General features: G+C 53.1%; 15 protein-coding genes. 4 read left to right on the top strand and 11 right to left on the bottom strand.

Features of this window, described 5'->3' with window-relative positions; genetic code table 11:
- Positions 1–110: 110 nt before the first annotated feature.
- From recC to rppH, 9 genes are all read right to left on the bottom strand, one after another.
- On the bottom strand, positions 111–3479 hold the full coding sequence (gene recC / locus AC07UY_RS02240) for an exodeoxyribonuclease V subunit gamma (RefSeq protein WP_494661315.1): 3369 nt from the start codon (positions 3477–3479) through the stop codon (positions 111–113).
- Positions 3480–3491: 12 nt separating this feature from the next.
- Positions 3492–3815 carry a prepilin-type N-terminal cleavage/methylation domain-containing protein gene (locus tag AC07UY_RS02235; protein ID WP_203360142.1) on the bottom strand — a complete coding sequence of 108 codons (324 nt, stop codon included), beginning with the start codon at positions 3813–3815 and terminating at the stop codon, positions 3492–3494.
- A complete protein-coding gene (locus AC07UY_RS02230; protein ID WP_494661316.1) occupies positions 3800–4207 on the bottom strand; it encodes a DUF2509 family protein in 408 nt (135 codons plus the stop codon). Before AC07UY_RS02230 ends, AC07UY_RS02235 begins: the two co-directional genes overlap by 16 nt.
- The gene (locus tag AC07UY_RS02225) at positions 4204–4767 is read right to left on the bottom strand and encodes a prepilin peptidase-dependent protein (protein WP_494661317.1); all 564 of its coding nucleotides are present in this window, start codon (positions 4765–4767) and stop codon (positions 4204–4206) included. The genes AC07UY_RS02230 and AC07UY_RS02225 overlap by 4 nt, the downstream gene beginning before the upstream one ends.
- Positions 4758–5228, bottom strand: a complete 471-nt coding sequence (locus tag AC07UY_RS02220) for a prepilin peptidase-dependent protein (RefSeq protein ID WP_494661318.1) — start codon at positions 5226–5228, stop codon at positions 4758–4760. Before AC07UY_RS02220 ends, AC07UY_RS02225 begins: the two co-directional genes overlap by 10 nt.
- Before the next feature lie 183 nt (positions 5229–5411).
- Positions 5412–6206 (bottom strand): thymidylate synthase, encoded by a 795-nt coding sequence (gene thyA, locus AC07UY_RS02215; RefSeq protein WP_192613329.1) that lies wholly within the window; start codon positions 6204–6206, stop codon positions 5412–5414.
- Between the two features lie 6 nt (positions 6207–6212).
- On the bottom strand, positions 6213–7088 hold the full coding sequence (lgt, locus tag AC07UY_RS02210) for a prolipoprotein diacylglyceryl transferase (RefSeq protein WP_494661319.1): 876 nt from the start codon (positions 7086–7088) through the stop codon (positions 6213–6215).
- 287 nt (positions 7089–7375) lie between these two features.
- Positions 7376–9622, bottom strand: a complete 2247-nt coding sequence (gene ptsP / locus AC07UY_RS02205) for a phosphoenolpyruvate--protein phosphotransferase (protein ID WP_203360137.1) — start codon at positions 9620–9622, stop codon at positions 7376–7378.
- 12 nt (positions 9623–9634) lie between these two features.
- Complete coding sequence (rppH, locus tag AC07UY_RS02200) at positions 9635–10165, bottom strand: RNA pyrophosphohydrolase (RefSeq protein ID WP_162381426.1); 531 nt, start codon at positions 10163–10165, stop codon at positions 9635–9637.
- Between the two features lie 684 nt (positions 10166–10849).
- On the opposite strand from rppH, the gene mutH reads away from it, so the two are divergent.
- The 4 genes from mutH (at position 10850) to AC07UY_RS02180 (ending at position 13857) form a co-directional block, all read left to right on the top strand.
- Positions 10850–11545, top strand: coding sequence for a DNA mismatch repair endonuclease MutH (mutH, locus tag AC07UY_RS02195; protein ID WP_494661321.1), 696 nt, complete (start codon positions 10850–10852; stop codon positions 11543–11545).
- Between the two features lie 75 nt (positions 11546–11620).
- Positions 11621–12334 (top strand): TerC family protein, encoded by a 714-nt coding sequence (locus tag AC07UY_RS02190; RefSeq protein WP_494661322.1) that lies wholly within the window; start codon positions 11621–11623, stop codon positions 12332–12334.
- Between the two features lie 144 nt (positions 12335–12478).
- Complete coding sequence (gene ygdR, locus AC07UY_RS02185) at positions 12479–12697, top strand: lipoprotein YgdR (RefSeq protein ID WP_042288923.1); 219 nt, start codon at positions 12479–12481, stop codon at positions 12695–12697.
- Between the two features lie 119 nt (positions 12698–12816).
- Positions 12817–13857 (top strand): NADP(H)-dependent aldo-keto reductase, encoded by a 1041-nt coding sequence (locus tag AC07UY_RS02180; protein ID WP_494700675.1) that lies wholly within the window; start codon positions 12817–12819, stop codon positions 13855–13857.
- Positions 13858–13948: 91 nt separating this feature from the next.
- Here AC07UY_RS02180 and lplT read toward each other — a convergent pair whose 3' ends face one another.
- Both lplT and aas read right to left on the bottom strand, forming a co-directional pair.
- Complete coding sequence (gene lplT / locus AC07UY_RS02175; RefSeq protein ID WP_494700674.1) at positions 13949–15142, bottom strand: lysophospholipid transporter LplT; 1194 nt, start codon at positions 15140–15142, stop codon at positions 13949–13951.
- Positions 15135–17294 (bottom strand): bifunctional acyl-ACP--phospholipid O-acyltransferase/long-chain-fatty-acid--ACP ligase, encoded by a 2160-nt coding sequence (gene aas / locus AC07UY_RS02170; protein ID WP_494700673.1) that lies wholly within the window; start codon positions 17292–17294, stop codon positions 15135–15137. The genes lplT and aas overlap by 8 nt, the downstream gene beginning before the upstream one ends.
- Positions 17295–17698 lie beyond the last annotated feature (404 nt).

Genomic DNA, 17698 nt, shown 5'->3' with positions numbered 1-17698 from the left:
GGCAAAGACTTTGTGCTGAACCCGTCAGCCTCTCTTTATGTAAAAATCAGTCCGTGACAGAGAGCGCATGATAGTAGAAGACGCTCAATTGCGCAATTTTTATACAACCATCAAGACTGATTAAAACGAAATAGCGGTAATAAATAGTGCTGCGACGTATGGATAATGGTTTCCATGGTGTCTGACTCCAGATGACGCCACAGGCGCTGATACCAGATGTCATCCCCTTCGCCACGCACCATCACGTTGCCTTCGTACGCCTGCAGGAATTTAGCCCGGGCTTTTTGCAGCGTGTCATCGTCATCTAACATGGCATCATTTGCCGCGTCGTAACAAGTTTTTATCCATGCGCCACCGCTTTCAGGTAGCACGAAGAGCGGGGAAGACATACCTTCCCGATAACCGTCAATTAACTGCGCCAGGTAACCCTGCGCCTGCCCGGCATCCATCGGCGGAAAACGCCATTCCCCTTCTTTACGCAGGAATAAACGGCTCTCCCCGGTTCCCCCGCACGCACAATAGACAAGATGTTCCAGCCAAAGTTGCATCCCCTGAGCGACGCTGATTAATGATGGACGCCAGCGCAACAACCCATCCTCCTGTACTTGCGGTAGCCAGCCGGTCAAGTGTACGCCGTTACAGATGAGATCGATTTCCATGCTCTGACATGGCTGGCGACAGGCGATGACCCTTTCCGCAAGCCCTTGCATTTCCTGATGTTGCGTTTCCCAGAGGATCTCACCAAACGCGCCATAGGGCAGATCGCCTGCAGCACGGAATCGGCGAAACAGGCGTTCGGCATCCTCCTGCTGCACAAGGGCGTTAAGCAACTGCTGATTGAGCTGATAACGGCTTAACCCCTCAAGGGTGAACGGCTCAGTTTCAGGAATATCGCTCTCTTCGGAGCGAAAATTCACCTGCAGGCGCATCTGGAAAAACGCGCGCACCGGATGCGCCCAGAACCGCTGCAGCGCTTCCAGTGTGAGTGTTTCAGGCATGACAAAGAGGATAGGTTGTACAAAATTCGTATGCGCCTCCCCGGACTGATTTGCCGCTGGCAGCCATTCACGGGCATAACTTTGCCACTCACCAGGCAGATAGTTTTGCGCATCAAAAGGCATACGGGTATGCAAATGGACGATGTGCGCTTTTACACGCGCCTCGCTCTCATCAGAGGTCAGTAACGCATCGCCAGGCAAATAGTGACTTTGGCCGATGTAATCCATCAGTTCCTGAACCAGCACTGACGGGAATCGTTCGCTGTTATCCTGAATGGAACGCCCGATATAGCTGATGTAGAGCGTCTGCTGCGCGGAGATCAGCGCCTCAAGAAACAGGTAGCGATCGTCATCACGGCGACTGCGATCCCCGCGTTTCGGTTTCTGACTCATCAGATCAAAACCGAGAGGCGCCAGTTGTCGGGGATATACCCCGTCGTTCATACCGAGCAGACACACCACTTTGAAAGGAATAGAACGCATCGGCATGAGCGTACAGATATTCACCGGCCCGGCGAGAAAACGCTGGCTGATGCGTTCTTGATCTAACCGTTGCGCCAGCTCATCGCGTAGCAGTGTCAGCGGTATCGCGTCGGCATACTCAGCGCCAACGCCCTCGGAAATCATCGCCTGCCACTGTTGCTCTATGAGCGTCATTGCGGCTTCGGTTTCAGTGTCTGGCAGGAAAAAATCATTCAGCATATTACGACAAACCGGCAGCCAGGCGTCCAGGGGACGTTCCTGCGCCAGCTCCCGACGCCAGATATTCAACTGCATCAGTAACGAGGCCAGATGACCTACCAGCTCGGCAATTAAACCGCTGGATTCATCATACGGAAGCACCGACTGCCACTCTCCCTGCGCGCTTTCCATAGCGTATCCCAGCAACATGCGCGTCAAACCAAATTGCCAGGTATGCTGGCCGGTGGCGGGTAGCGCTAACTCGCGAACGTTGTCATCATCAATCCCCCAACGAATTCCCGACTCATTGACCCACAGGCGGAGATAACGCAGCCCTTCTTCATTGATGTTAAAACGGGCAGCCAGAACAGGAACATCCAGCAATGCCAGTACATCTTCAGAGACAAAGCGGCTGTCCGGTAACGAAAGCAAACTGATAAATGCCTGCAGAACCGGGTGCGACTGACGGGCGCGACGATCCGAAATGGCATAAGGCAGATAGCGTTCAGCAGGCGCGCTGCCAAACACCGACTGAATAAACGGACTGTAGCTGTCGATATCCGCCACCATGACAATAATGTCTCGCGGCGTCAGCGTGGGGTCTGCTTCCAGCATGGTAAGCAGTCGGTCATGCAATATTTCAACTTCTCGTTGCGGACTGTGGCAGACGTGAAAGCTCACACTGTTGTCGTTCGGGTCGAGCAGTCGTTTGTTGTCGCTACGGGAATACTCGTCAAGATTCACCCCAGCCACCGCGTTGCTTTCCAGCTCAAGGATATCTGACTGAATGTTATGCAGCAGATTGTCCGGCGTGATATCAACGAACGCATCCAGCTCCTGCGCGCTGTCCAGCTCGGAAAGCAGATAAATATAATCCCGCCCCAGTTTTCCCCATGACGCTAACAGGGGGTTTCCCACATCCTGTTCGCCGTCACTGTTAAATAATCCCTCTGCGTTTTGGCCGTCGCGAAATAGTGGCAAATGGCGGTCTTCAAAACTGTGGCGACGCTGGCGAGCCATCAGCTTTGCCAGATACGCAGGGTCTTTGATATCGCCCCAGTAGTAGCGACAAGGGTTGGTAAACAACAGGTGGATTTCGATATGTTTACCCAGCGCCTGTAACGCCTGGAGATAAACGGGCGGCAACGCGGAAATACCACAAATAAAGACGCGCGACGGTAACCCCGCCGGGCAGGTTGTTGCGTTTTCCAGCGTCTGAATAAAACGCTGATAGAGATTGGCGCGATGCCAGCGGGGCTGCCCCAGTTCCTCTGTATACTCGACCAGCGCCTTCCACAGAGGCGCTTGCCAGATTTGGGCTTCCCCCAATCCCTCAACCAGACGCCCCGCCTCCCAGTGCGTGAGCCAGTCCGGACGGTAGACCAGATACTGGTCAAACAGGTCTGCAGCGCGAGAAGAAAGCTGAAACAGCTTACGTTTGTCAGTGTCGTCAATCAGGTAGTGGCGCAGTAAGGTAAAATCATCCTGATGCAGCAGTTGCGGCAGCAAGGTCATCAACTTCCAGCTCATGCTTTGCTTGCTAAAGGCGCTTTCTTTGGGGATCTCCGGCAGTACGCGCACGAACATATCCCAGATAAAACTCGCAGGCAGTGGAAAATCAATATTAGCGGCAATGCCAAATTTCTGTGAAAGGGTCATCTGTAGCCACTGCGCCATACCGGTGCTCTGCACCAGTATCATCTCCGGCTCAAACGGATCGTCCAGACGCTCGCGCTCGACGATAAATTCCATCAACGCTTCCAGCACATCCAGTCGATTGGAGTGGTAGACCCTTAACATAGAAACTCCTGGCTACTGACTTGTTGGGCAATGTAAGCGCGTCATTTGGCCTTGTCTGCCCAGGGGAGAAATAAGTTTACTCCTGATGCTGACACATCCCGCCGAGGTTGTCTGCATTCGGCTAACCTGCCAGTGCTCAGGCGGTGAAAATGAACGCAGCGCCGTTTGCTGCCAGGCGTTTCGCCAAAGCTGCTGATACTGATTTTTGACGGCAAAGCCGTTCATTAACTCGCGCTGATAACCTGACAGCGCGGTAACGACCATCACCATTAAAAGCAGCGCCAGCATCACCTCCGGTAAGCTAAAACCACGTTGCGGATTCAGGGCATCTGACATAGCAATACCTTGTTTAGTGGACAAAAATCACTCCAGCCCTGCGGGGAAAAGACCAGGCGTCCCTCCACTATGTTTCCAAGACGCCAAAGGGAAACGCCCTCGTATTGTGCAATCAGCAAGAGTTCATCATCAGAAAGCACACGCAGACAAACGCGCGCTTGCGTCGACAAATACGCCCGACACTGTACTGCGGGTCGCAGCAGCCAGGGCTGTACTTGCCCCCACTCCACTGCTGACTGCACAACGGCCTGGCGTTGTAATGACTGACTTTCCATCGCAACACGGTTCGTGAAACTCACCTGCTGTTGATTCATCCCCTGGAGCATCAAACTCCCCAGAATCAGCAGCAACAGCACCATTGCCAGCGACGATACGCCCTGTTCACGATTCACTGATTGAACCCCGTGACACTGTAATCAGCCTCAATGACTATCCGGGGTTCCGATTTAGTCGCTCCCTGAAGATGGACGGTGAGGATGGGCGAAAAACCCGCTATTTTCTGACGTTCAACCTGAAATGTCGTTACCAGGAGAGTCTCAGGGTCAGTCATTTTATCCCACCCTTTACCTTCGCATGACGTCGCCCCGCGCAATGTTTCCAACGCCTTGTCTTTTAGGCGGAATCCTGTTTGTTCCGCGTCTTTAACCGGTAACGCATCCCAGACGCCGTTATTGTTTGCATCCCACTGCGCAATGACGCAGTCCCCTTGCGCGGTAATCACCAGCCCAACACCTGCACATTTTCCATGGCAGTATCCCGCTCGCTGTAGATGTTTTGCCACAGTATAAACGCGTTGCCAGACCTCATCCTCCAGCGAAAGCTTGCGCGTGTTGTACAAAATCTCACGCTGCAACGCAGGTAAAAACCTGGCAGCACCCATCAGTAAAATGCTGCTTATCGCCATGGCTATCATCACTTCCAGGAGAGAAAAACCCCGCTCGTTTATCGGCATACATCCCCTTCATCGCGCTCGCAAAGTCGGATCCGCCCCATCCCGGAGACGATCACTCGCCACTCGCCTGCGGCATTTCTCAGATAGATATGCCCAGCCCACGCGGTATTGCGTAAGCCGAAAAATGCCAGCGACGGCGTTATGTCCACCACCTCGACATCGGCCCATAACGGCGCAAAGACGAATGCGTTCTTTGATGCACAGGTGCTTTGTGGGACAACCGAACTGATGAAACACCATGACGTCCCCTCCCTGTTGATGCTGATGACATGATCCCGGTTATGCCAATTGGCGTCCTCACGCAGTTGCAGCAGGTAGTCGCGCACCTGAAAGGCGGTTTGCCACAGGCGTTGCTGTTGCTGCCAACGTTGCCAGCCATACAGCCCCGTAGCGCTGAGGACGGCAATCAGGATCATCGTCACCATCATTTCAATAAGCGTGTAACCCAACTGTTTTTTCATGGCGGCAGTATGGAACGATGAGAAATAAACACGAGGGGAGAATTCAGACTGTGCGAGACGCTACGGGGAGTGTTTATGCTGTTGCAGTGCGTTGCAATATTTCGGGAATCCGCGTCGAACCAAAGAAATTAACGCAAAAAAAACCGACGCACGTTGGCGTCGGTTATGACAGAGTTACCGCGGTCAGATGGCAACCGGCGCTTTAATGCCCGGATGCGGATCGTAGCCTTCAATTTCAAAGTCGTCGAAACGATAATCGAAGAGAGAGTCCGGCTTACGCTTAATCACCAGCTTCGGCAATGCACGCGGTTCACGGCTCAGTTGCAGATGCGTCTGTTCCATATGATTGCTGTACAAATGGGTATCCCCGCCCGTCCAGACAAAGTCACCGACCTCAAGGTCGCACTGCTGCGCCATCATATGCACCAGCAACGCATAGCTGGCGATGTTGAACGGAAGTCCGAGGAAAACATCGCAGGAGCGTTGATAAAGCTGACAAGAGAGCTTGCCATCCGCAACGTAAAACTGGAAGAAGGCATGGCACGGCGCCAGCGCCATTTTATCCAGTTCGCCCACGTTCCATGCAGAAACAATAATACGGCGGGAATCCGGGTCGTTTTTCAGTTGGTTAATCACGGTAGTGATTTGGTCGATATGGCGACCATCTGGCGTTGGCCATGCGCGCCATTGCTTGCCGTAAACCGGACCTAAATTACCGTTTTCATCAGCCCACTCGTCCCAGATTGAGACGTTGTTTTCATGCAGGTATGCAACGTTGGTGTCGCCCTGTAAGAACCACAGCAGTTCATGGATGATGGAGCGCAAATGGCAGCGTTTTGTCGTAACCAGCGGAAATCCTTCCTGCAGATTGAAACGCATCTGATGACCAAAAATGGACAGCGTTCCGGTACCTGTACGGTCGTTTTTCTGTGTGCCTTCATCCAGCACTTTTTGCATCAGTTCTAAATACTGTTTCATGGTTCCTCAGGAAACGTGTTGCTGTGGGCTGCGACGGTACGCCCAAACCATCATGATGATACCCGCGACAATCATTGGGATAGAGAGGATCTGCCCCATGCTGATGTACTGTACCCAGGCGCCGGTAAACTGTTGATCCGGTTGGCGGAAAAATTCAACGATGATACGAAACGCACCATAGCCAATCAGGAATAAGCCAGAAACTGAACCCATCGGGCGCGGTTTACGAATGAACAGGTTAAGGATGATAAACAGCACAATCCCTTCCAGCGCCATCTCATAAAGCTGGGAAGCATGGCGCGGCAGCGCACCGTAAGTATCGAAAATGGACTGCCACTGCGGGTTGGTTTGCAGCAGCAAAATATCTTCTGTACGGGAGCCCGGGAATAACATGGCATACGGGAAGTTAGGGTCGACACGTCCCCACAGCTCACCGTTGATAAAGTTACCCAGACGCCCCGCGCCCAGACCAAACGGAATCAGCGGTGCAATAAAATCAGAAACCTGGAAGAAGCTGCGCTTCGTGCGTTTGGCGAAGATAATCATCACCAGAATCACGCCGATAAGGCCGCCGTGGAAGGACATACCGCCATCCCAGACGCGGAACAGATAGAGCGGATTCTCCAGAAACAGCGAGAAGTTATAGAACAGCACATAACCAATACGCCCGCCGAGGAAGACCCCAAGGAAGCCTGCATAGAGTAAGTTTTCAACTTCGTTTTTGGTCCAGCCACTACCTGGGCGATTGGCGCGGCGAGTTGCCAGCCACATCGCGAAGATAAACCCCACCAAATACATCATGCCGTACCAATGAAGGGCGACGGGTCCAATTGAGAAAATGACCGGATCGAACTCCGGAAAATGCAGATAGCTACTGGTCATCTATCACCACAATTTCTTGTTATGTCGCTGAAATCAGACAGCGATTGATAAGCGCGCCTGAAGGTTACAGGCGCTCCAAAGGTGCGAATAATAGCACAAGGGGTGCATCGGAGATGCCGGGAAGATGTAAAAGATCTGTATAGGCTATCAATGACATACTCAGGAATGCCCGATGGCGCTGCGCTTATCAGGCCTACAGACTTAGCGCAATCCCGCAAGAATGCCGCCGTTTGTAGGCCTGATAAGGCGATTTTTCCGCCATCCCGTCACCAGAGACAGAGCGCCTGTCACAGTCCCCCGCGAATTAAGCCTCCCATCCCGCGACGTTCCATAAATGCTGCCACCTGATGACGCACTTCAGTTGCCAGTTGCGCTTCCAGGCTACGTTGCGCAAGGGTTTGCGCTTCGTCAAAATCGATATGCCGCAACAGATATTTCACACGAGCGACCGAACGACCGTTCATCGACAAATGCCGGAAGCCCAAACCAATCAGGATGACGACACACATAGGATCGCCCGCCATTTCGCCGCACAGACGCAGATCGATACCGTTTTTTTCCGCTTCCTGGGCGATCATCGCCAATGCGCGTAACATCCCAGGATGCAGACTGTCATAAATATTGGCCACCCGGGTGTTGTTACGATCGACCGCCAGAATATACTGGGTTAAATCGTTGGTCCCCACCGAGATAAAGTCGACCCGATTCGCCAGGTGCGGCAGCATGAACACCATTGAGGGTACTTCCAGCATGATGCCAATGCGCGGTTTCGGGATCGCGTAACCGATCATCTCTTCCACTTCGCGTCCGGCACGTTCAATTAGGCGGCGCGCTTCATCCACTTCATCAATGCTGGTCACCATCGGCAGCAAAATGCTTAAATTTCCGGTCGCCGCATTGGCACGCAGCATGGCGCGAACCTGGATCAAAAAGATCTCGGGTTGATCGAGCGTTATGCGGATCCCACGCCAGCCCAGGCACGGATTTTCTTCGCTGATCGGCATGTAGGGCAATTGCTTATCCGCTCCGACATCCAGCGTACGCAGCGTCACCGGTTTGTCGTTGAACATCTGCAGCATGCCCTGATACTGTGCAACCTGCTCTTCTTCCGAGGGAAATCCGCTTTGTAACATGAAGGGGATTTCGGTGCGATAAAGCCCAATACCGTCGATCCGGGCACCCAGTTTTTCTTCATGTTCCGGACTCAGACCGGCGTTGAGCATGATCTTCACCCGCTCGCCGCTTTTCAGTTGCGCGGGCTGATTGACGTCATCTTCCGCCAGACGGCTCAGCTCAATCTCTTCACTGATAAGGCGCTGATATTCCTGAATCAATATCGGTTCAGGATCCACCAACAATTCGCCGCGATAACCATCAACCACCAGCGTACGCCGGTGCAAAACTGACGGTTGAATATCCGCGCCCATGACGGTCGGAATGCCGAGCGCACGCACCATTATCGCCGCATGCGAGTTGGCCGCGCCGTCACGCACCACGACGCCAACCAGCCTGTCCTGGGGCAGTTCCGCCAGCGTTGTCGCGGAAAGCTCGTCGGCTACCAGTACAAAGCGTTCGGGCCAGGCGTTGGGTCCCTGAATGGAATCATCGAGATGGAACAGCAGTCGCTGACCCAGCGCACGTAAATCTCCAGCACGTTCCTGGAGGTACACATCGGTTAATGCGGCAAACTGTTCGGCAAACTTCTCGATGATCTTTTTGACGGCCCATTCGGCGACCGATCCATTGTCGACCTCGGCGAACAATTCCCGACGCAGTCGGGCATCCGAAAGCAGATGCGAGTAAAGATCAAAAATTGCCGCCGTCTCTTTCTGCGCACCGGCAGCGAAACGCTTGCTGTAACGGCGGAATTCATTTGCTGCTTCTTCGAGCGCCCCGGTCAGTCGTTCTCGCTCAAGCGCCGCATCCAGCGTCGAGGCTTCATAGACCTGCTCCATCAGCGGCAACGTGGCATCCTGCCAGCCTTCAGCAATCGCCACCCCAGGTGCTGCGGGCAGCGCGCGAATTCGCGTCTGTCGGTATTGACCAAACAGCGCGGTGAGCTGGGACTGGGAAAGAATGGCTGCCATTTGTGTGGCAAGCGTCACCAGGAAAGACTCTTCGCTTTCATCGTACTGGCGCAGCTCACGCTGCTGTACGACCAGCACGCCTAAAAGCTGCCGACGCTGAATGATCGGCACACCTAAAAACGCACGGAAGCGCTCTTCTTTAACGGAAGGAATATATTTAAAGCTGGGGTGTTTTTGCGCATCAGCAAGGTTGATCGGTTCCGCCAGCCTGCCTACCAGGCCGACGATACCTTCATCAAATGCGAGCGCAACTGTGCGACCACGTGGTTTTTTTAGCCCCCGGGTCGCCATCAGGTAATAACAACGTCGGTCATGGTCGGCGAGATATACCGAACAGACCTCTGTGTCCATCGCAAGACAGATGTCAGTGACCAGAATATTCAGCGCCTCATTGAGACGCGGGGCACTGGCCACCTTTTCGACTATTTCTCGCAGGCGGGTGAGCATAATTTGCGTGGCTTAACCTCTTTTACGTCGATAAGCAGGTGCACTTTGCGGCTTAGGGGTACTTTCCTGAAGCGCCATCACAACACTTGCGAACTCTTTCATCACCCTGCGGTAGACATCGCGTTTAAATGATACCACCTGTCGGACCGGGTACCAGTAACTCACCCAGCGCCAACCATCGAACTCAGGAGTGCTGCTGGTTTGCATATTGATTTCCGCGTCACCGCTCATCAGTTGCAGTAGAAACCATTTCTGTTTCTGGCCGATACACACCGGCTTTGTATCCCAACGCACCAAACGTTTCGGTAACTTGTAACGCAACCAGTTGCGAGTAGATGCAAGGATCCGCACATCTTTGCGGCTTAACCCTACTTCTTCAAACAGTTCCCGGTACATCGCCTGTTCTGCTGATTCTCCTGGATTGATTCCACCTTGCGGGAATTGCCAGGAGTGCTGACCAAACCGCCGGGCCCACATAACCTGCCCCTGACGATTACAAATTACGATCCCTACATTTGGGCGGTAGCCATCGTCATCAATCACCGGACTACCTCAACATAAACCTTATATATAAACGATTGTTTCACACTACAGAGAGACGGTAAACCACTCTCTTAACCGCACACATTTCTAATAACAATTGAATAACTCACAGTTAAGGACCGAGTTATAAACAGAGGGAGGGACTTGCAGGCGATTTTATTCACCTTTTCTGTGGATATAGTTGTGAAGAAGTATGGAATTACCACGGGAAAACCCGGAACAGTCTGAATGGGACTCTGAAAACCGTGAAAAAATAGCCGCGTATATTCATTGAGTTAACTGTCATATTCGCTACTCAGAGCATAGAATCGTGATGGGCGTCACATCCAGGATCATCGGACTGATGAAAGATCGACCAGCGTCGGTTTTATCCACAGATTGTGCCAATAAGTTAGGCACAATTTGTGTGAAAATTCGATTTTCGTCTCACGTCAAGGCTGTAAATTGAAACAGTAGTGAGGGTTTTGCACAGTTATCCCATCTTTCTGTGGATAACATGGTGTAAGATCCTGTTTATTTTCAGTGACCAGAATTGGAAAACTCATTTCGCCGTTGCGCAACTCGTCGATCAGCAAACTAAAAATCAATATAAATCATGAGATTGAACATAGCGTGTGGAAAAAGATAAACTCTGTTCACACGGTATAAAATCATTGTTCATTTTTTCACCTAAGGGATAACCCGATGTCCGGACTCCATCCATTACATTCACCACCTGAATCCGAGGCTCTGTTGCTGGCTCAGGCACAGCGGCTTTCAGGCTACACATTGGGTGAACTGGCAGCGCTGGCAGGGATCGTGACGCCAAAGGATCTGAAACGGGACAAAGGCTGGATCGGCGTACTGCTGGAGATTTGGCTTGGTGCCAGCGCAGGCAGTAAGCCAGAGCAAGATTTCGCGGAATTAGGCGTGGAGCTGAAAACCATCCCGGTGGACAGTCTGGGGCGACCTCTTGAGACTACCTTCGTTTGTGTTGCGCCACTAACCGGAAACAGCGGGGTGACATGGGAGACAAGCCACGTCCGCCACAAGTTAAAGCGGGTACTGTGGATACCCGTTGAGGGCGAGCGCTCCATTCCGCTGGCAGAGCGTCGCGTCGGTTCGCCGCTTCTCTGGAGTCCAAATGAAGAAGAAGAGCAGCAGTTACGTCTCGACTGGGAAGAGTTAATGGACATGATCGTACTGGGCCAGGTTGAGCGGATCACCGCCCGCCATGGCGAATTTTTACAACTGCGACCAAAGGCCGCCAACGCGAAAGCGCTAACAGAGGCCATTGGCGTGCAGGGCCAGCTAATCCTGACGTTACCGCGTGGTTTTTACCTGAAAAAAAGCTTCACTCGCCCACTTCTGGAACGCCATTTTTTAATACAGAACGATTAGGCACGCCATGACCTTTCCCCTGCCGCGATAGACGCATATAATCACCGCTTCATTTTTTTTGCAGGGCTTTGTTCGATGTTATTTGCATGGATATACGATCCTAACGCCTGGCTTGCGCTCGGAACACTGACGATTCTGGAGATCGTTCTCGGGATCGACAACATCATTTTCCTTTCTCTGGTTGTCGCAAAACTCCCGACAGCACAACGCAGTTACGCCCGTCGTCTTGGGCTGGCGGGCGCTATGTTGATGCGTTTAGGTTTACTGGCATCAATTTCCTGGGTAATCAGTCTGACCAATCCGCTGTTTGAGGTGATGGGTCAATCCATTTCCGCACGCGATCTCATTCTGTTTCTGGGGGGCTTGTTCCTTATCTGGAAAGCCAGCAAAGAGATCCATGAATCGATTGAGGGTGAAGAAGAGGGACTTAAAACCCGCGTAAGTTCCTTCCTGGGCGCCATTGTGCAGATCATGATGCTGGACATTATCTTCAGCCTGGATTCGGTGATCACCGCGGTGGGCCTTTCCGATCATCTGTTCATTATGATGACGGCGGTCGTCATTTCTGTTGGCGTGATGATGTTTGCCGCGCGCTCAATCGGTGATTTTGTCGACCGTCACCCTTCGGTGAAAATGCTGGCGCTCGCTTTCCTGATTCTGGTGGGTTTCACCCTGATTCTGGAAAGCTTCGAGATACATGTGCCGAAAGGGTACATTTATTTCGCCATGTTCTTCTCTATTGCCGTAGAGACTCTGAACCTGCTGCGCAATAAAAAGAATCCACTCTGATTGACCCCTTCGCTCCTCTTTCGAGGAGCGAAGACTCACTTCCCTCTCCGATCCTCACAGTTTCAGATTTTCCTGCTTTCGCCAGGCATAACTTCGCGTTATTACTAGACTATTATCAGACCCAAGCCACGCGAGGATAAATGGATGAAAAAATGGGCAGTAGTAATTTCCGCTGTAGGACTGGCTTTTGCTGTATCTGGATGTAGCAGTGATTATGTCATGGCAACGAAAGATGGCCGCATGATCCTGACCGACGGCAAACCAGAAATCGATGACGATACCGGTCTGGTGAGCTATCACGATCAGCAGGGCAACGCCATGCAGATTAACCGTGATGATGTCTCCCAAATTATCGAGCGCTAACATACCTCCCCGAGATTGAGGTCAGCCTCCTGCTGGCCTTTAGATTTTTCGCTTCCCCTTTTCCCTTCCCTCTGCCATTTTTATAGTCCTTATGTCGTAATAATAAAAAGGAAACGGCTATGCAATATCACCGTATACCCCACAGCTCGCTTGAAATAAGTACACTGGGGCTGGGCACAATGACGTTTGGTGAACAAAATAGCGAAGCCGACGCACATGCACAGCTCGATTATGCCGTGGCTAACGGCATCAATTTAATTGACGTTGCCGAGATGTATCCGGTGCCGCCTCGTCCGGAAACTCAAGGATTAACAGAAACCTACGTGGGTAACTGGCTCGCCAGACACGGCAGCCGCGAGAAACTGATCGTCGCCACCAAAGTCAGCGGTCCAGCACGTAACAATGACAACAGTATTCGCCCCAATCAGGCTCTGGATCGTAAAAATATCCGCGAGGCGTTGCACGACAGCCTCAAGCGTCTACAGACCGATTATATCGATTTATACCAGGTTCACTGGCCGCAGCGCCCGACCAACTGCTTCGGAAAACTGGGTTATAGCTGGACGGATTCCGCGCCGGTTATCTCACTGCTGGACACCCTGGAAGCGCTGACCGAATTCCAGCGGGCGGGCAAAATTCGCTATATCGGCGTTTCCAACGAAACGGCCTTCGGCGTGATGCGTTATCTGCATCTGGCGGATAAACACGATCTGCCGCGCATTGTCACCATCCAGAATCCTTACAGTCTGATCAACCGCAGCTTTGAAGTCGGCCTGGCGGAAGTCAGTCAGTACGAAGGGGTGGAATTGCTGGCCTATTCCTGTCTGGGATTTGGGACGCTGAGCGGAAAATACCTGAATGGCGCAAAACCGGCTGGCGCACGTAATACGCTGTTTAGCCGCTTTACGCGCTACAGCGGCGAGCAGACGCAAAAAGCCGTCGCGGCGTATGTCGATATCGCAAAACGCCATAATCTCGATCCGGCGCAGATGGCACTGGCCTTTGTCCGTCGTCAGCCGTTTGTCGCCAGCACTCTGCTCGGCGCAACTACGCTGGAACAGTTAAAAACTAACGTGGAAAGCCTGCATCTGGAATTAACGGAAGAGGTGCTGGCAGAGATTGAAGCGGTGCATCAGGTTTATACCTACCCGGCACCGTAATGGAAAGAGCCTGATGGCGCTACGCGGCTCAGGCCGACAACACGCATGATGTATTGACCGGGTGAGGCAAAGCCGCTACCCGGCATATAAATTACTGGCGGCGCTGCCAGATCCACAGCGCCGTTATCGCAAACGCAAATAGCGCCCCAAATCCGATACCAATCGCGACCGCCGGAATCCCCACCAGAACCGCTAGCGAGTAGATGCCCAGCATCAGCAGCATCGCGCTGTTTTCGCCGAGATTCTGCACGGCGATGGCATTCCCTGCGCCAACACTTTTTTTACCGCGCTCCTGTAATAACGCATTGAGCGGGACCACAAAAAAACCACCCAGAACGCCAATCAGCATCAATAAAGCATAGGCCGGGAGCAGCGCGTGCTGGAGGGAGAAAATCAGTACCACTACGCCAATCAGAATCCCTGCGGGCATACAGCGTGCTACGGATTCCAGCGTGACCAGTTTTGCCGCCGCGCCTGCACCGACCACAATCCCGATCGCCACCATCGCATTAAGATAGGTCGGGGTGGCGTTATCGGTGATCCCCAGGGCCACAGGCACCCACAGCACCAACAGGAAACGCAGCGTAACGCCAGCCCCCCAAAAGAGGCTGGTGCCTACCAGAGAGAATCGCGTTTCGCCATTGCGCCACAGCGAGATACTGGCACGGAAAAAGCTACGCGCCATCTTGCCCAGATGCCAGGATTGCCCCGGACGCGCGGCAGCCAGTTTGGGAATAAAGACATTCGCCGCCACCGCGCCGCCATACGCCAGGACACAGGCCACCAGCGCAGCAATCACATGCCAGTCAGCCAGCACGCCGCCCGCAACAGAACCCAATAAGATAGCGGCAATGGTCGATGCTTCCATCAGGCCGTTGGCTTTCACTAACTTGTCGCCCGTGGTCAGCTCACCGAGGATGCCGTATTTCGCCGGAGAGTAAGCGGCGGCACCAATCCCGACCAGCGTATAGCCGACAAACGGGTTAAACCCGAAGCAGATACTGGCGGCACCCAGCAGTTTGAGGCCATTGGCGAACATCATGACCCGCCCTTTGGCAAAACTGTCCGCGACCTGCCCGACAAAAGGAGCAAACAGAATGTAAGCGCCCACAAACACCATTTGCAGGATCGGCTGACTCCAGTCCGGATAAAACTGCGCTTTCAACAGCGCCAGCGTGGCAAAGAGCAGCGCGTTATCACCAAACGCAGAGAGAAACTGCGCGACAATAACGGACATCATCCCCTTCGACCAAATTGAAGTGTTAGTGTGCACTGACTCACTCATTATGTTTTTCCGGTTCATCCACCCAGCTTTTCAGCGTCACAAAATCGGGCTTGCCGCTGCCAAGAAGCGGAAGTTGTTTCAGGTAACGAATATCCCGCGGGACAGCCAGTTCAGGAATGCCGTGAGCACGGGCATACTGCAGCAGTTTTTCACGCGTAAGCTCACCATCGGTTGTGAACAGCACCAGAGCTTCCCCTTTGCTGGCGTCGCTCTTGATGGCCGTGGCGTGCATTTTTTCAGCCGACACGCCCTGCGCCAGCTGTTCCACCATTTCAAGCGAGACCATCTCGCCTGCAATTTTAGCAAAGCGTTTGGCGCGCCCCTGAATTTTCACAAAACCATTTTCATCAATGCGCACGATATCGCCGGTGTCATACCAGCCGCGTTCCGTCTCACCCTGCGCATTTTCGGCGGTTGGGACTTCCAGCACGCCCGGTTTCTCGACCCGTAAATATCCGCTCATGATATTGGGGCCTTTAAGCTGCAGACGACCGCCCTCTTCAATACCGGGAACCGCAAGCAAACGCGCATCCATTCCAGGCAGGATCCGGCCAACCGTGCCCGGTTTTGCCGCCATCGGGACGTTAATCGAGACCACGGGCGCACATTCGGTGACGCCGTACCCTTCCAGAATACGCAGGCCAAATTTGTCCTGCCAAAGTTGTTTGGTGCTGTCCTGCAGTTTTTCCGCTCCCGCCACCACATAGCGCAGACGGTAGAAGTCATATGGATTGGCAAAACGCGCGTAATTGCCGAGGAACGTTGAGGTGCCAAACAGGACGGTACAGTTACGGTCGTAGACCAGTTCCGGCACGATGCGGTAGTGCAGCGGGCTGGGATAGAGGAACACTTCTGCGCCGGTCAGTAACGGCGTGAACAATCCGACCGTCAGTCCAAATGAGTGGAACAGCGGCAATGCTGACATGAAACGGTCATTGGCGGTGAAGTCCGCAATGGTTTTGATCTGCTCCACGTTTGCCAGCAAACTCTTATGGCTGTGAACCACCCCTTTCGGGTGTCCCTCAGAACCGGAGGTAAAGAGGATCATCGCGGCGTCTTCTGGCTGCTGTTTCACCTGTGCGAGACGTGGCATCAGCAAATGGGCAAAAATCCACACTTTATCGGCAGTGGTGACATCCGCTTTCAGATCTTCCAGATACACCCAGCGAACCTGCGTCAGCTGCTCAGGAAGATGCCAGAGTTTGCCTTTATCAAGGAACTGGCGAGAGGTAAAAATGGTTTTGATTTCAGCGGCGGTAATCGCGCTGGTCAGCCCTTTGACGCCTGCCGTGTAGTTCATCATCGCCGGAATACGGCGACGCGCAACCGCGCCGAAAATCACCGCCGCGCTGATGCCCGCGTTTGGCAGCATCAGGCCAATCTTCTCACCTTCGACGCTATATTTTTCCAGAATACGGCCAACAAACAGCGTCTTAGTGAGCAGTTTACGATAGGTATCCGGCGTGAAGTTGATATCTTCAATGCAGTTTTTGCCTGCGCCGTAGCGGTACTGAGCCGTCAGGAGCGACTCATACAGGGTTTCACGCGGTCGCACGGCCATGCGCGCTTCCATCATGATTTGATGCAGCATCTCCCCTGCCAGCTTTCGGCGATCGCGCGCACGCGGCGCTTCAGGCATCGGTAAGTGCGTCGGCGGCAGGATGTGCAGGCGAATTTGCGGGAAAAAGCGCTGCTTCACCAGACCTTTCAGGCGGCTAAAACGCGTTAACTCGGCGCCTTCGATCCGGATCGGCACCACCGTCGCCCCCGATTTCGCCGCCACAAATCCGGCGCCATCGTAGATTTTCATCAACGAACCGCTCGTCGAAATACGCCCTTCCGGGAAGATCACGACCGGGCGTCCCTGCTCAACCAGACGTACCAGATGTTTAATGGCCATCGGTTTGGTGGGATCAAGCGGAACAAAATCAATCAGCGGCGTGAGCCACCGCATGTACCACTGCTGGCTGATAGAGGAGTAGACCGCAAAGACAGGGCGAACCGGCAAAAATAGCGCCAGCAATATGCCATCAATAAAAGAAACGTGGTTTGGGGTGATTAAAACACGCTGTCCCTGCAACGCTCCGGCATTCCCCGTGACGCGTACACGGTACAGCACGCGGAACAGGTTACGAAAAAATCCAAATAGCATTACCACTCCCTTTGTCCATCAATTCGGTAAAAATGAGTGGAGGCAGATTACACGAGATGGGCAGTGGGGGCGACAGTGAGCATAAACAGAGGCAAAAAAAAACCTGCGCATCTGCGCAGGTTGGTGCAAGAGACAGGGTACGAAGTGCGTACCGAATAATCTCACCAATCAATACCTCTGGGATCTTGATTGTGGTCTCCACGCTGAATGTGCGCCAGTGCGAAAACGCAAAGGAATGAACGCAAATGCAACGAGTTGTGTAAATTATGTGTTACTGTTTACAGATTGCGTAGAGGCAAAAAAAAACCTGCGCATCTGCGCAGGTTGGTGTAATTCGTGTGATCAACCCGAAAGCTGATTTCACCTATCAATACCTCTGGGATCTCGACTCTATCAATTCGCGC

This window comes from Citrobacter sp. GW821-FHT02E08, assembly GCF_059421685.1.
The sequence above is the reverse complement of the archived record's forward strand: the minus strand, read 5'-3'. Positions and strand labels throughout refer to the sequence as shown.

What these genes read in the sequence shown, in the direction of transcription:
- recC (WP_494661315.1), bottom strand. Translation starts at nt 3,479, where the DNA reads ATGTTAAGGGTCTACCACTCCAATCGACTGGATGTGCTGGAAGCGTTG.
- AC07UY_RS02235 (WP_203360142.1), bottom strand. Translation starts at nt 3,815, where the DNA reads ATGTCAGATGCCCTGAATCCGCAACGTGGTTTTAGCTTACCGGAGGTG.
- AC07UY_RS02225 (WP_494661317.1), bottom strand. Translation starts at nt 4,767, where the DNA reads ATGCCGATAAACGAGCGGGGTTTTTCTCTCCTGGAAGTGATGATAGCC.
- AC07UY_RS02220 (WP_494661318.1), bottom strand. Translation starts at nt 5,228, where the DNA reads ATGAAAAAACAGTTGGGTTACACGCTTATTGAAATGATGGTGACGATG.
- thyA (WP_192613329.1), bottom strand. Translation starts at nt 6,206, where the DNA reads ATGAAACAGTATTTAGAACTGATGCAAAAAGTGCTGGATGAAGGCACA.
- lgt (WP_494661319.1), bottom strand. Translation starts at nt 7,088, where the DNA reads ATGACCAGTAGCTATCTGCATTTTCCGGAGTTCGATCCGGTCATTTTC.
- ptsP (WP_203360137.1), bottom strand. Translation starts at nt 9,622, where the DNA reads ATGCTCACCCGCCTGCGAGAAATAGTCGAAAAGGTGGCCAGTGCCCCG.
- mutH (WP_494661321.1), top strand. Translation starts at nt 10,850, where the DNA reads ATGTCCGGACTCCATCCATTACATTCACCACCTGAATCCGAGGCTCTG.
- AC07UY_RS02190 (WP_494661322.1), top strand. Translation starts at nt 11,621, where the DNA reads ATGTTATTTGCATGGATATACGATCCTAACGCCTGGCTTGCGCTCGGA.
- ygdR (WP_042288923.1), top strand. Translation starts at nt 12,479, where the DNA reads ATGAAAAAATGGGCAGTAGTAATTTCCGCTGTAGGACTGGCTTTTGCT.
- AC07UY_RS02180 (WP_494700675.1), top strand. Translation starts at nt 12,817, where the DNA reads ATGCAATATCACCGTATACCCCACAGCTCGCTTGAAATAAGTACACTG.
- lplT (WP_494700674.1), bottom strand. Translation starts at nt 15,142, where the DNA reads ATGAGTGAGTCAGTGCACACTAACACTTCAATTTGGTCGAAGGGGATG.
- aas (WP_494700673.1), bottom strand. Translation starts at nt 17,294, where the DNA reads ATGCTATTTGGATTTTTTCGTAACCTGTTCCGCGTGCTGTACCGTGTA.